The sequence below is a fragment of the Kribbella sp. CA-253562 genome (assembly GCF_050942265.1).
GTDB lineage: Bacteria > Actinomycetota > Actinomycetes > Propionibacteriales > Kribbellaceae > Kribbella.
In genome coordinates, this window is sequence record NZ_CP192049.1 from 6,296,158 (window position 1) to 6,308,800 (window position 12,643).

The following is a 12,643-nucleotide window of genomic DNA, read 5'->3' on the forward strand; positions in this document are numbered from 1 at the left end:
TCTCCGGCGCAGGCGGCGCAAGTCATTCACTGGGGATCGCCACGGACACCTGGGTGCCGGGAACACAGCCCGGAAGCGGCGAGAGTTCACCGACCACCTGGAGGGGATCGGGTGAGTCGAGACTAGCACCACACAGGGTCCTTCTGCTGCCTCGGGAGGTGCAACGCGTGTTGGGTCCTGTTCATTCCGCCCTGGGCGAACTTTCGCCTCGACCATGTCCGGACCAGACCTGTACGCCGGCTGGATCAACGGCCAGGTCGTAGCGCGTCCACCCGTCTGGTGCGGCGTCCGCTCCCGCGATCTCTTTACCCGAAAGGGCATCCAGCACCAGAACGGTCGGTCCCGCGCCACTCACGACGGCGGCCAGACCACTGCCCCGGAGCTTGTGGACCAGGGCCAACGTCTCGGGCATCACCGGCTCCCGATACTCCTGATGCAGTCGGTCCTCGGTTGCCGTCATCAGCAATTCGGGCCGCGAAGTGATCGCCGTCACCAGCAACGCGGCCCGTCCGGCGTTCGCCGCCGCGTCCGCATGCGGCACGACGTCCGGCAGCAGCCCGCGCGCCTCCTTCGTCAGCACCCGCACCTGCGGTACGTACACCGTCGCCCGCAACCCCGGCACCGGTTCGGCCCGCACCGCCCGGCCGATGCCACCGTCGACCCACGCCGTGGTGAATCCGCCCAGCGCCGCCGCCGCGACGTTGTCCGGATGCCCTTCGAGCTCGTTGGCCAGCTCGACCACCCGCTCCCGGTCGAGCTCCACCCCCGCCAGCCCGTACGCCGCGGCGATCCCGCCGACGATCGCCGCGGACGACGACCCCAGCCCGCGCCCGTGCGGCACCCGGTTGTCGCAGCGCAGCACGAATCCCGGCACCGCGACCCCGAGCGACTCCAGCCCGGCCCGGATCGCCCGCACCACCAGGTGCGACTCGTCGAGCGCGACTTCGCCGGCTCCGGCCCCGGTCACCTCGACCGAGACCGCGGAGCCGCCAGGGATCACCGTCAGTTCGTCGTACAGGCCCAAGGCCAACCCGAAGGTGTCGAACCCGGGTCCGAGATTCGCACTCGTCGCTGGAACACGAACCCGCACCGCCCCCACCCCACCGGACCGGGGGTCAATGGTGGCGGGCTGCGTCGGCTGGGCAGCGGTAGGAGGATGCGCCGGCAACTCAGGCCAGCCCGGCGACTCGGGCGACCGCGTCGGTGTCGGCGGGAGTGACGACTGCTTCGGCCGGCGGGGCCGAGGACAGCGCGGTGTCGATGTCCTTGAGGCCGTGACCGGTCACCGTGATCACGATCGTCTGCCCGCCTTCCACGCGCCCGGCCGACTTCAGCGCCAGCAGACCGGCGACTCCGGCGGCCGACGCCGGCTCGACGAAAACGCCTTCCCGGGCGGCCAGTTCGCGCTGGGCGGCGAGGATCTGCTCGTCGCTGACGGCCTCGATCAGGCCGCCGGACTCGTCGCGCGCGGCCTCGGCCAGGGTCCAGGACGCCGGGTTGCCGACGCGGATCGCGGTCGCCAGCGTGTCCGGCTGCTCGACGATCGCACCGTTCACGATCGGCGCCGCACCCTCGGCCTGGAAACCCCACATGCGCGGGGTCCGCGACGACACCTTGTCCCGGGCGTACTCGCTGTATCCCTTCCAGTACGCCGCGATGTTGCCCGCGTTGCCCACCGGCAGCAAATGCAGGTCCGGCGCGTCACCGAGCGCGTCGCAGACCTCGAACGCCGCCGTCTTCTGCCCCTCCAGGCGCACCGGGTTCACCGAGTTCACCAGCGCGACCGGGTAGTGCTTGCCCAGCTCGCGCACGATCCGCAGGCAGTCGTCGAACCCGCCGTCGATCTGCACCAGCTGCGCGCCGTGCACGATCGCCTGCGCCAGCTTGCCCTGCGCGATCCGCCCGGCCGGGATCAGCACCAGCGGCAGCAACCCCGCCCGCACCGCGTACGCCGCGGCCGAGGCCGAGGTGTTGCCGGTCGAGGCGCAGACGACCGCCTTGTCACCGGCCTGCGCGGCCAGCGAGATCGCGACGGTCATCCCCCGGTCCTTGAACGAACCGGTCGGGTTGTTGCCCTCGACCTTGAGCCAGACCTCGCAGTTGGTCTGCTCCGACAACCACTGCGCGGCCACCAGCGGCGTACCGCCCTCGCCGAGCGTGACCACCGGAGTGTCCGTCGAGACCGGAAGCCGGTCGCGGTATTCCTCGATCACGCCTCGCCACTGGTGAGCCATGGCTAGTCTCCTTCTACCCGCATCACACTGCTGACTTCACGAACGATGTCCATGTCGCGCAGGGAATCCACGGTGGCCGAGAGCGCGGCGTCGGTGGCGGTGTGGGTGACCACGACGAGCTGCGCGTCACCGCCCCGGCCCTCCTGGCGGACGGTCTGGATCGACACGTCGTGCTCGGAGAACGCGTGGGCCACCGCCGCCAGCACACCGGCCTTGTCGGCCACGTCCAGCGACACGTGGTAGCGGGTCATCGCGTCGCCCATCGGCCGCACGGCTCGCTGGGTGTACGACGACTCGCCGACCCCCGGCACTCCCTTGAGCCGGTTGCGCGCGGCGGACACCAGATCCCCGAGGACTGCACTGGCCGTCGGGGCGCCGCCGGCACCACGACCATAGAACATCAGCTGGCCGGCCGCTTTGGATTCCACGAAAACGGCGTTGTAGGCGTCCCGGACCGAGGCCAGCGGGTGGTTCTGCGGGATCATCGCCGGGTAGACCCGGGCGCTGACCGAGTCGGTCGCCTCGTCCAGCTCGCAGATCGCCAGCGACTTGACCACGCAGCCCATCGCGCGGGCCGACGCGATGTCGGTCGCGGACACGTCGGTGATGCCCTCGCGGTGCACGTCGGCGATCGAGACCCGGGTGTGGAAGGCCAGGCTGGCCAGCAGCGCGGCCTTCGCCGCCGCGTCGAAGCCTTCGATGTCGGCGGTCGGGTCGGCCTCGGCGTACCCCAGCGCCTGGGCCTCGGCGAGCGCCTCGTCGAACCCGGCGCCGGTGGAGTCCATCTTGTCCAGGATGTAGTTCGTCGTGCCGTTGACGATGCCCATCACCCGGGTCACGTCGTCACCGGCCAGCGACTCGCGCAGCGGCCGCAGGATCGGGATCGCCCCGGCCACGGCGGCCTCGAAGTACAGGTCGCGCTCGTACTTCTCGGCGGCGGCGAACAGCGTCGGGCCGTCCTCGGCCAGCAGCGCCTTGTTCGCCGTGACCACGGAGGCGCCGTGCTCGAGCGCGGTCAGGATCAGCCCGCGGGCCGGCTCCAGACCACCGATCACCTCGATCACCAGGTCGAGGTCGTCACGGCTGACCAGCGCCTGCGCGTCGGTGGTGATCAGCGCGGGGTCGACGGCGATGTCCCGCTCGCGACCGGCCCGGCGGACGGCGATGCCGGCGATCTCCAGCGGTGCGCCGACCCGGGCGGCGAGGTCGTCGGCCCGGGTGGTGAGGATCCGCACCACCTCGGTGCCGACCACGCCACAGCCCAGCAGCGCGACCTTCAGTGGCTTGCTCATTCGGCCCCCATGTCCAGCAGCAGCAGGTCGTCCTCGGTCTCCCGCCGGACGACGACGCGGGTCTGTCCGTCCTTGACCGCGATCACCGGTGGCCGCGGCACGTGGTTGTAGTTGCTCGCCATCGAGCGGCAGTACGCACCGGTGCCCGGTACGGCGACCAGGTCGCCCGGGACGACGTCGGAGGGCAGGAACTCGTCCTTGACCACGATGTCACCGGACTCGCAGTGCTTGCCGACCACACGGGCCAGCGTCGGCGTGGTGCCGGAGTACCGGTTGGCCAGCGTGCAGGAGTAGTCCGCGTCGTACAGGGCGGTGCGGATGTTGTCGCTCATCCCGCCGTCGACCGACACGTACGTCCGGGACGCGCCGGCGTCCAGGGCGACCTCCTTGACGGTGCCGACCGAGTACACCGTGCAGACCGCCGGCCCGACGATCGCCCGGCCCGGCTCGATCGACACCCGCGGCACCTCGACCTCGTAGGCCCGGCACTCGTGCTCGATGATCTTGGTCATCTCGGTGGCCAGCTGCGCGGGATCGGCCGGGTCGTCCTGCGTGGTGTAGGCGATGCCGAAACCACCGCCCAGGTCGAGCTCGGGCATGTCGACGCCGAGCTCGTCGGAAACCCTTGCGTGCAAGGCGATCAGGCGCTTCGCGGCCAGCTCGAAGCCGGAGGTGTCGAAGATCTGCGAGCCGATGTGCGAGTGCAGGCCGAGCAGCTCCAGCTCGGTGGCTTCGTTGACCTTGGCAACGGCTTCGAAGGCCGCGCCGGAGGTGATCGAGAAGCCGAACTTCTGGTCCTCGTGCGCGGTCGCGATGTACTCGTGGGTGTGCGCCTCGACGCCCGCGGTGACCCGGACCATCACCGGCGCGACCACGCCGCGCTCCGCGGCCAGCGCGATCAGCCGGTCGATCTCGTACAGGCTGTCGACGATGATCCGGCCGACGCCCGCGTCGAGGGCCCGGGCCAGCTCCTGCTCGGACTTGTTGTTGCCGTGGAAACCCAGCCGCTTCGGGTCGGCGCCGGCGCGCAGCGCGACGGCCAGCTCGCCACCGCTGCAGATGTCGAGGTTGAGCCCCTCCTCCATCACCCAGCGGACCACCGTCGTACACAGGAACGCCTTGCCGGCGTAGTACACGTCGATGTCCTTGAACGCGGTCTTGAACGCCCGCGCCCGGCTGCGGAAGTCGTCCTCGTCCAGCACGTACGCCGGGCTGCCGTGCTCGGCGACCAGTTCGCGCAGGTCGACCCCACCGACCTCGAGCGCGCCGTCACCGTTCTTCTTCGCGGTGTGCGACCACAGCGCCGGGACCAGGTCGTTGACGTCGCGCGGCGCCCGCAGCCACGGCGGCGCCTTGTGCCCGATGTCGGCGTGCAGCGTGCCCGCCTCGTGCGCCCTCACATCCGCTCCGGAGCGGAGACGCCGAGCAGGTCCAGCCCGTTGGCGAGCACGGTCCTGGTTGCACCGACCAGGGTCAGGCGAGCCTTGTGCACCGGCTCCACCTCCTCGTCGCCGCGCGGGAGCACCCGGCAGCTGTCGTAGAACTTGTGGAACGCCGACGCGGTGTCCTCCAGGTAGCGGGCGATCCGGTGCGGCTCGCGCAGCTCGGCCGCGGTGGCGACGATCCGCGGGAACTCGGCCAGCGCGCGCAGCAGGTCGCCCTCGCGCTCGTGGCTGAGCAGGCCCGGGTCGAACTCGTCCAGCTTGATGCCCAGGTCGTCGGCGTTGCGCAGGATCGAGGCCAGCCGGGCGTGCGCGTACTGCACGTAGTACACCGGGTTCTCGCTGACCTGGCGGGTCATCTCCTCGATGTCCAGCGTCAGCGGCGAGTCGACCGGGTAGCGGCACAGCGTGTAGCGCAACGGGTCGACGCCGCCCTCCTCGACCAGCTCGGCCAGCGTGACGATGGTGCCGGCCCGCTTGGACAGCTTCATCTCCTCGCCGCCCTTGAGGATCTTCACCAGCTGGCCGATCAGGATCTCGATGTTGTGCTCGGGGTCGTCGCCGGCGCAGGCCGCGATCGCCTTCAGCCGGTTCACGTAGCCGTGGTGGTCGGCGCCGAGCAGGTAGATCGCCACCTCGAAGCCGCGCTCGCGCTTGTTCACGTAGTACGCCGCGTCGGAGGCGAAGTAGGTCGGCTCACCGTTGGACCGGATCAGCACGCGGTCCTTGTCGTCGGTGAAGTCGGTGGTCCGCATCCACAGTGCGCCGTCGTCGTCGTACAGATGGCCCTGGGCGCGCAGCTTCTCGATCGCGTGGCCGACGCCGTCCTGCTCGTGCAGGCTGCGCTCGGAGTACCAGACGTCGAACTTGGTCCGGAAGTGGTCGAGCTGGTCCTGCTGCTCCTTGAGCTGCCGCTCGTACCCGGCTTCGCGGAAGGCGACGGTCTGCTCGTCGTCCGGCAGCTCGGTGATGCCGGGGACCTCCCGGACGATCCGCTCGGCCAGCTCGATGATGTACGCGCCGTGGTAGCCGTCCTCGGGGATCGGCTGACCGTGCGCGGCGGCCTTCAGCGAGGCGCCGAACTTGTCCATCTGGGCGCCGCGGTCGTTGACGTAGAACTCGCGGGTGACCACCGCGCCGGCCTTGGTCAGCACCCGCGCCAGCGCGTCGCCGACGGCGGCCCAGCGGGTGTGGCCCAGGTGCAGCGGGCCGGTCGGGTTGGCGGAGATGAACTCGAGGTTGATCGCCTGCCCCTTGAGGCTGTCACTGCTCCCGTACTCCGGCCCGGCGTCGACGATCGCCTGCGCGATCTTGCCCTGGGCATCGGCCGCGACCCGGATGTTGATGAAGCCCGGGCCCGCGATCTCGACGGCGGTGATCGCCTCGTCGGACTCCAGCTTGGCGGCCAGCAGCTCGGCGAAGGCGCGTGGGTTCATCCCCGACCGCTTGCCCAGCTGCATCGCGACGTTGGTGGCGTAGTCCCCGTGCTCGGGGTTCTTGGGGCGCTCGACCTTCAGCTCGCCCGGCAACCCGCCGTCGACAGTGATGGTGCCGTCGTCGACGAGCGCGGTCAGGGCCTGCAGGATCTTCTCAGCGAGCTGTTCCGGAGTCACCCGCTCAGCCTAATGGCCCGCGGCGGCGCCTCCACCTCCGCCATCCACAGGCCGGGACCCGGCGCCACCGCGGGCGTGTCCCGGACGGCGGGGTCAGGCCGGGCTGAGGCGAAGGATGGCAAGCGTCTCCACACCGTTGCCGGCGGGGTGGCGCTGATTGACCGTGACGGTGACCACGTCGAGCGTGCCGATCCGGGCCCGATAGCCGGGCTGCTGGCCGACGCTGCCGGTGGTGTCGGGGTTCTTGCCGGTGAAGTCGACACCGCTGGCGGTCGCCTTGCTCACCAGGAGCGTGCCGAAGCCGGCCACACTCTGCTTCAACGGGACCTTCGTGCCCGTGCGCACGTAGATCTCGCAGCGGGCGTCCTTGCAGGCCGGGTAGTTGAAGCCGTCCTTGGCGTGCGGGCCGGTGGGGAGCGCAGCAGCAGTGGTCTGGGTTGGGATGGAGTCCTGCACCGGCGGCGGCGAACCGTCGGTCGCAGCCGGGCCCGCGCTGGTCTCACTCCCGCCACCGCACGCGGTGAGCCCGACGGCCAGGACGGCGGCGGCCAGGGGCGTACTGGTTCGCATGAGGTCAGCCAAGCGCAGGGGGCGGGTCACCGGTCGCAGTCTGCCACCTTCCTGCCACGCAATGTTCCGCCTGGTGGTTCACCGGGTCGCGGTGACCTGGATCTTGCTCTGGCGGACCAGTTTGGTGTCCCAGGCGACCGGTTTGCCGTTCAGCTCGACCTTGACCGAGCCGCACGCGTCGCCGACGCACTTGCCGTCGTACCGGACGCCCCAGAGCTGGAAGAACTGCCGCAAGGTCGGCCGCTCGGCCTGGGTCTTCGCCTCGACGTAGACCAGCCCGTCGTCGGTGTGGGTGTGGACGGCGGCCTGCTCGGCGCGCACGCGGTCGACGCCGATCCCGGCCGGGATCTTCACCGCCGTACCGTCGACGGTCACCGAGAGGTTCACCGTGTAGGGCATCGGGCCGCTGAAGTCGAGCGGCAGGCGTTCCATACCGGCCTGGTCGATGTAGGAGACCGCGTCGCGCGGCGCGTCCCACGGCGGCGGACCCTCGCGGGTCTCGGCCGGACCGGCCGGGGCGGGGCCGACCTGGCAGCCGGCCACCACCGGGAGCATCGCCAGTACGACGGCGACGATCACCCGGCGGCCTGCTCTCATGGGGAGCAGGGTTTCACGGCCGTACGCCGGGCCGTGCAGGTGGTCAGTCCTCCGACGGCATCAGTACCCACAGCACGAGGTAGATCAGGAACTGCGGGCCGGGCAGGATGCAGCTGATCACGAAGATCAGCCGCATGGTGTTCGGCGTGGTGCCGAACCGGCGGGCCAGACCGGCACAGACGCCGCCGATCCAGCGATTGCGGGTCGGGCGGACCAAAGTGGTAGCCATGGTCGGACTTCCTTTCGGCTGTGAGGGTTACGCCCACTATGACGCTCGGCCTGGTCACGGCGATCCCGCCGCGCGGAGGTCCCAGGGACCGATCAGGGTCATCCCGGCCCGGGGCCCTGTGGCATCCCTGGTACCCACCACGCCGATGCCCGATTCGGGACCTGACGCCATCACCTGCTACTGTTCTGCTCGTTCCTGAGCCCCCGTAGCTCAGGGGATAGAGCACCGCCCTCCGGAGGCGGGTGCGCAGGTTCGAATCCTGCCGGGGGCGCGGTCGATCTGGGCGGTTCATACTCGCGGAGAGCGCGAGTTTGGATCGCCCTTTGTGCTTGGTGGGGGTGCAACCCCCACACCCCGCCCGGGGGCTTCGCCCCCGGACCCCGGCTGACGGCGGTTGGTGTTTTGATGGGCGCATGACCGTCCTCCGCTACACCGCCTTCTCGGCCGATCCCGCCGGTGGCAACCCCGCCGGGGTCGTCCTGGACGCCCGCGAGCTCGACGACGCCGCGATGCAGGCGGTCGCCGCGGAGGTCGGCTACTCCGAGACCGCGTTCCTGACCAGCGGCCCGCAGGGAGCCGACGGGGTGATCCCGATCCGCTACTTCTCGCCGCAGGCGGAGGTGCCGTTCTGCGGGCATGCGACGGTGGCGACCGCAGTGGCGCTGGCCGAGCGGGTCGGTGCTGGTGAGCTGGTGTTCTCGACGCCGGTCGGGCTGGTGCCCGTGGTGGTCGAGCCGGGCGCGGACGGACTGCGGGCCACACTGACCAGTGTCGAGCCGCACGTCGAAGCAGTCTCCGACGTGACCGATGTGCTCGGCATCCTCGGCTGGCAGGCTGATGAGCTGGATCCGGAGCTTCCGCCGTACGTCGCCTACGCCGGAGCCCGGCACCTCGTCCTCGCGGCGTCGACGCGCCAGCGGCTGGCCGACCTGGACTACGACTTCGACCGGCTCCGCGCGTACATGCTCGAGCGCGACCTGACCACGCTGCAGCTCGTCTGGCGGGAGTCGGAGACCGTGTTCCACGTTCGCGACCCGTTCCCGGTCGGCGGTGTCGTCGAGGATCCCGCGACCGGTGCGGCAGCGGCCGCGTTCGGCGCTTACCTGCGCGAGCTGGGCTTGGTACAGCCCCCGGTCGAGCTGCTGCTCCACCAAGGAGACGACCTCGGCCGCCCCAGCCGCATCGCCGTCGAGCTCCGCGACAACGACCCGCGGGTGCGCGTCAGCGGCACCGCGGTGCCGATCTCCTGACCCAAGCGCCGCGCCAATCCGCTAGGGGACCTGGCGGAGCCACTCCTGGGTGCCGAACTTCTTGACGACCCGCTCCTCGGCCTCGGCGACGGTCTCGGCCGAGATCTCGCCGTGAGCGAGCCCGTAGCGGCCGCGGAACGTGCCGACCATCCGGTCGATCACGTCGGCGCGGTCCAGGCCGGTCTGGCTGCGCAGCGGGTCGACGCGCTTGGCGGCGCTCTTGGTGCCCTTGTCGGACAGCTTCTCGCGCCCGATCCGCAGCACCTGCACCATCTTCGCGGCGTCCATGTCGTAGGCCATCGTCACGTGGTGCAGCACCGCTCCCCCGGCGAACCGCTTCTGCGCGGCGCCGGCGATCTTGCCGGCCGGCGAGGTGATGTCGTTGATCGGCTGGTACGTCGCGGCGATGCCGAGCTCGTTGAGCGCGCCGACCACCCAGTCGTCGAGGAACGCGTACGACTCGACGTACGACAGGCCTGAGACCAGAGATTCGGGCACGTAGAGCGAGTAGGTGATCGTGTTGCCCGGTTCGACGAACATCGCGCCGCCGCCACTGATCCGCCGGACCACGGTCACGTCGTGCTCGGCGGCGCCGGCGAGATCGACCTCGTTGCGCAGCGACTGGAAGCTGCCGATGATCACCGCGTTCGACGCCCACTCCCAGACCCGCAGCGTCGGCGGCCGCTCGCCCGACCCGACCTGCTCGGTCAGCACCTCGTCGAGCGCCATCTGCAGCGCCGGCTCCCGCGGTACGTCGTGCACGAACTCCCACGCGTGGTCGTGCCAGCCGGTCGCCCCCGTCAGCGCACGCCGTACGGCGACCGCCACGGCCTCGGGCGAGAACCCGAGCATCTCCACGCCGTCGCCCAGCGCGGCCCGGACCCGCGCGGCGACCTGAGCCGCGGGCGCGCTGACCGGCGTACCGGCCAGGGCGTCGTTGATCCGCGGCAGCGCGTCCTCGGGCTCCAGGAAGAAGTCCCCGCTGACCTGCGCCCGCAGCACCGTGTCGTCCGGAACCTCGAGATCGGCCACCACGAGCTTCCCGCCCGGGACCTTGTACTCACCATGCACGTCAGCCACAACCGGCGCGGACGGGCGGTTGTTCCCCCGAACGCGGGTCAGGCCGTGGTGAAGCGTTCGGCGGCCGGGCCGTGCAGGCGGCCGGCCGGGAGCGCGCGGCCGCAGATCACCATCAGCAGGTCCTGGGCGGCGCCGGTGACCGGGTGGCCGGTGCCGAGGCTCCAGTCGAGGTCCGTTGCTCTCAGCTGGACGCCGGTCAGGTCGACGCCGAAGTACTTGAGCTGCTTCGGGCCGGAGCCGGCCAGGACGATGGCGAGGCGGTCCAGTGGCACCTGGCGGTCGATGCCCAGGGCAACGGTGACGTCGAGGCCGTGGATGACGTCGTGGGACAGCGCCGCGTCGTAGCCACTGCCCGGGGGCTTCCAGGGATGGTGGATGTTGTCCTCGAGGGTCTGGACGAGCTGGTCGGGCGTCAGCGCGGCCGCGTCGGCGCGGGCCAGCCGGTCGGCCATCCGGTGGAAGTTGCCGCGGCTCCTCAGCAGTTCGGCGACGAAGCGTGCGGTCGAATAGCGGTACGGCATCACGACGTGTGCCACCAGCTCGCGCACTCGCCAGCCCTCGCACAGGGTCATCCGGTCCCAGTCGTCGGCGGACAGGCCACGCAGTACGGCGGCCAGCTCCGTGCGTTCGGCGGCGATGGCGCTCTGGACGTCGGTCATCGGATCCTCCTCGTCGATGGTTCTTGCCCCACCGACGAACACAACCGGGCTAGACGGACAGCTGCTGCAGCCGTCGCTGCAGGTAGGCCTGCTCGGGCGCGGTCTTCACCAGCTCCAGAGCAGCTCGGTAAGCGGCGGCGGCCTCGGTTGTACGGCCCAGCCGGCGCAGGAAGTCCGCACGGGTCGCCGCGACGAGGTAGTAGCCGTCGAGACCCTGCAGCTGGTCCAGCAGTTTGAGCCCCACGCCCGGACCGTCGGCCATGCCGATGGCAACGATGCGGTTGAGCTGCACGATCGGTGTCTGCTTCAGCTGCCCGTACAGCGCAGCGATCTGCGGCCAGTCGGTGTCGGCCGCGGTCGGCGCGGTGGCATGGCAGGCAGCGATTGCCGCCTGGACCTGGTAGGGCCCCGGACGCCGGCGCTGTAGTGCCGCGTCCAGCAGGTCCGTGGCCTCGGTGATCTCGTCCAGCCGCCAGCGAGTCCGGTCCTGGTCCTCCAGCGTGACCAGTACGCCGTCCGGCGTCAGCCGCGTGTCCCGCCGAGCGTTGTGCAGCAGCATCAGCGCGAGCAGCCCGGTTGCCTCCGGCTCGTCAGGCATCAGCCGCACCAGCAGGCGCGCCAGCCGGATCGCCTCCTCGGTCAGCCCGCTCCGCACCAGCTCAGCGCCCGCAGTCGCGGCGTACCCCTCGTTGAAGAGCAGGTACAGCACAGCCAGTACGGCGGGAGTCCGCTCGGGCAGCAGGTGGTCCGGCGGCACCCGGTACGGGATGCCCGCGTGCTTGATCTTCTGCTTGCCCCTGGTGAGCCGCTTGGACATCGTGTCCTCCCCCACCAGGAAGGCCCGCGCGATCTCCGCGGTGGTCAGTCCGGCAAGCGTCCGCAGTGTCAGCGCGACACGGGTCTCCATCGCCAGCGCCGGGTGGCAGCAGGTGAACATCAGCCGCAGCAGGTCGTCCTGGACGGCGCTCGCCGGCTCCTGCGGCGACGCCGTACCGTCCGGACCCGCGACACCGTCGGGATCGGTCATCACCGCCACCTCTCGCAGCTTCGCGGCCCCGACCGCCTCACGCCGCATCCAGTCGATCGCCCGCCGCCGGGCCGTCGTCGTCAGCCAGGCCCCCGGCTTGTCCGGTACGCCGTCCTCGGGCCAGCGCCGCAATGCCGCCGCGAACGCCTCCTGCACGCACTCCTCGGCCACCTCCCAGTCCCCGGTGACCCGGATCAGCGTGGCCAGCACCTGGCCCCACTCCTCCCGGAACACCCGGTCCAGCTGGTCGGCGACGTCCACCGCGCGGCGCTCATCCAACGGGCGGCCCCACCAGCAGCGGCCGGATCTCGATCGTCCCGTACGTCGCCGCCGGGTGCTTGGCCGCGATCTCGATCGCCTCGTCCAGGTCGGCGCAGTCGATCAGCACGAACCCGCCGATCTGCTCCTTGGTCTCCGCGAACGGCCCGTCGGTGAGCAGCACCTCGTCGTCGCGCACCCGCACGGTCGTCGCCTCCCGCGGCGGCCGCAGCCCGGCGCCGCCCTCGACCACGCCGCGAGCCTCCATCTCCTCCGACCAGCCGCCACACCCGTCGTTGGCGTGCTCCTCGGCCGACTCGTCCCCGCAGATCATCAACAGGTACTTCACCCGGACTCCTCTCTTCACCTCACCGACGAACAGCTTGCACCGC

General features: G+C 70.8%; 13 protein-coding genes and 1 tRNA gene. 2 read left to right on the forward strand and 12 right to left on the reverse strand.

What is annotated here, in order from left to right; all coding sequences use genetic code 11:
• Window positions 1-181: 181 nt before the first annotated feature.
• The 8 genes from thrB to ACQPXM_RS29620 form a co-directional block, all read right to left on the reverse strand.
• Entirely contained in the window at window positions 182-1,090 is a 909-nt protein-coding gene (gene thrB, locus ACQPXM_RS29585; RefSeq protein WP_432939507.1) for a homoserine kinase, read from the reverse strand.
• A gap of 79 nt (window positions 1,091-1,169) precedes the next feature.
• Window positions 1,170-2,234 (reverse strand): threonine synthase, encoded by a 1,065-nt coding sequence (gene thrC, locus ACQPXM_RS29590; protein WP_432939510.1) that lies wholly within the window; start codon window positions 2,232-2,234, stop codon window positions 1,170-1,172.
• Between the two features lie 2 nt (window positions 2,235-2,236).
• Window positions 2,237-3,526 carry a homoserine dehydrogenase gene (locus ACQPXM_RS29595; protein ID WP_432939512.1) on the reverse strand — a complete coding sequence of 430 codons (1,290 nt, stop codon included), beginning with the start codon at window positions 3,524-3,526 and terminating at the stop codon, window positions 2,237-2,239.
• The gene (gene lysA / locus ACQPXM_RS29600; protein ID WP_432939514.1) at window positions 3,523-4,926 is read right to left on the reverse strand and encodes a diaminopimelate decarboxylase; all 1,404 of its coding nucleotides are present in this window, start codon (window positions 4,924-4,926) and stop codon (window positions 3,523-3,525) included. The genes ACQPXM_RS29595 and lysA overlap by 4 nt, the downstream gene beginning before the upstream one ends.
• Window positions 4,923-6,581 (reverse strand): arginine--tRNA ligase, encoded by a 1,659-nt coding sequence (gene argS, locus ACQPXM_RS29605; RefSeq protein WP_432939517.1) that lies wholly within the window; start codon window positions 6,579-6,581, stop codon window positions 4,923-4,925. Before argS ends, lysA begins: the two co-directional genes overlap by 4 nt.
• A 93-nt stretch (window positions 6,582-6,674) precedes the next feature.
• Window positions 6,675-7,151: a hypothetical protein gene (locus tag ACQPXM_RS29610; protein ID WP_432939519.1), complete on the reverse strand. Its 477-nt coding sequence runs from the start codon at window positions 7,149-7,151 to the stop codon at window positions 6,675-6,677.
• A gap of 78 nt (window positions 7,152-7,229) precedes the next feature.
• A complete protein-coding gene (locus ACQPXM_RS29615) occupies window positions 7,230-7,748 on the reverse strand; it encodes a hypothetical protein (RefSeq protein ID WP_432939521.1) in 519 nt (172 codons plus the stop codon).
• A 43-nt stretch (window positions 7,749-7,791) separates the two neighbouring features.
• Window positions 7,792-7,977 carry a PspC domain-containing protein gene (locus tag ACQPXM_RS29620; RefSeq protein ID WP_432939523.1) on the reverse strand — a complete coding sequence of 62 codons (186 nt, stop codon included), beginning with the start codon at window positions 7,975-7,977 and terminating at the stop codon, window positions 7,792-7,794.
• Window positions 7,978-8,176: 199 nt separating this feature from the next.
• On the opposite strand from ACQPXM_RS29620, the gene ACQPXM_RS29625 reads away from it, so the two are divergent.
• Both ACQPXM_RS29625 and ACQPXM_RS29630 read left to right on the forward strand, forming a co-directional pair.
• A tRNA-Arg gene (locus tag ACQPXM_RS29625) sits at window positions 8,177-8,248 on the forward strand.
• Window positions 8,249-8,390: 142 nt separating this feature from the next.
• Entirely contained in the window at window positions 8,391-9,227 is an 837-nt protein-coding gene (locus tag ACQPXM_RS29630) for a PhzF family phenazine biosynthesis protein (protein WP_432939525.1), read from the forward strand.
• A gap of 21 nt (window positions 9,228-9,248) precedes the next feature.
• On the opposite strand, the gene ACQPXM_RS29635 is transcribed toward ACQPXM_RS29630, so the two are convergent.
• From ACQPXM_RS29635 to ACQPXM_RS29650, 4 genes are read right to left on the reverse strand one after another with little or no spacing between them, the layout of a single operon-like run.
• Entirely contained in the window at window positions 9,249-10,307 is a 1,059-nt protein-coding gene (locus tag ACQPXM_RS29635; protein WP_432939527.1) for a lipoate--protein ligase family protein, read from the reverse strand.
• Between the two features lie 38 nt (window positions 10,308-10,345).
• On the reverse strand, window positions 10,346-10,966 hold the full coding sequence (locus tag ACQPXM_RS29640; RefSeq protein ID WP_432939529.1) for a maleylpyruvate isomerase family mycothiol-dependent enzyme: 621 nt from the start codon (window positions 10,964-10,966) through the stop codon (window positions 10,346-10,348).
• 49 nt (window positions 10,967-11,015) lie between these two features.
• Window positions 11,016-12,272, reverse strand: a complete 1,257-nt coding sequence (locus tag ACQPXM_RS29645; RefSeq protein ID WP_432939532.1) for an RNA polymerase sigma factor — start codon at window positions 12,270-12,272, stop codon at window positions 11,016-11,018.
• Window positions 12,265-12,600 (reverse strand): YciI family protein, encoded by a 336-nt coding sequence (locus ACQPXM_RS29650; RefSeq protein ID WP_432939534.1) that lies wholly within the window; start codon window positions 12,598-12,600, stop codon window positions 12,265-12,267. Before ACQPXM_RS29650 ends, ACQPXM_RS29645 begins: the two co-directional genes overlap by 8 nt.
• Window positions 12,601-12,643: the final 43 nt, after the last annotated feature.

Coding starts and splice junctions, on each gene's coding strand:
- ACQPXM_RS29630 (WP_432939525.1), top strand. CDS start 8,391: ATGACCGTCCTCCGCTACACCGCCTTCTCGGCCGATCCCGCCGGTGGC.
- ACQPXM_RS29595 (WP_432939512.1), bottom strand. CDS start 3,526: ATGAGCAAGCCACTGAAGGTCGCGCTGCTGGGCTGTGGCGTGGTCGGC.
- thrC (WP_432939510.1), bottom strand. CDS start 2,234: ATGGCTCACCAGTGGCGAGGCGTGATCGAGGAATACCGCGACCGGCTT.
- ACQPXM_RS29610 (WP_432939519.1), bottom strand. CDS start 7,151: ATGCGAACCAGTACGCCCCTGGCCGCCGCCGTCCTGGCCGTCGGGCTC.
- ACQPXM_RS29615 (WP_432939521.1), bottom strand. CDS start 7,748: ATGAGAGCAGGCCGCCGGGTGATCGTCGCCGTCGTACTGGCGATGCTC.
- ACQPXM_RS29620 (WP_432939523.1), bottom strand. CDS start 7,977: ATGGCTACCACTTTGGTCCGCCCGACCCGCAATCGCTGGATCGGCGGC.
- ACQPXM_RS29640 (WP_432939529.1), bottom strand. CDS start 10,966: ATGACCGACGTCCAGAGCGCCATCGCCGCCGAACGCACGGAGCTGGCC.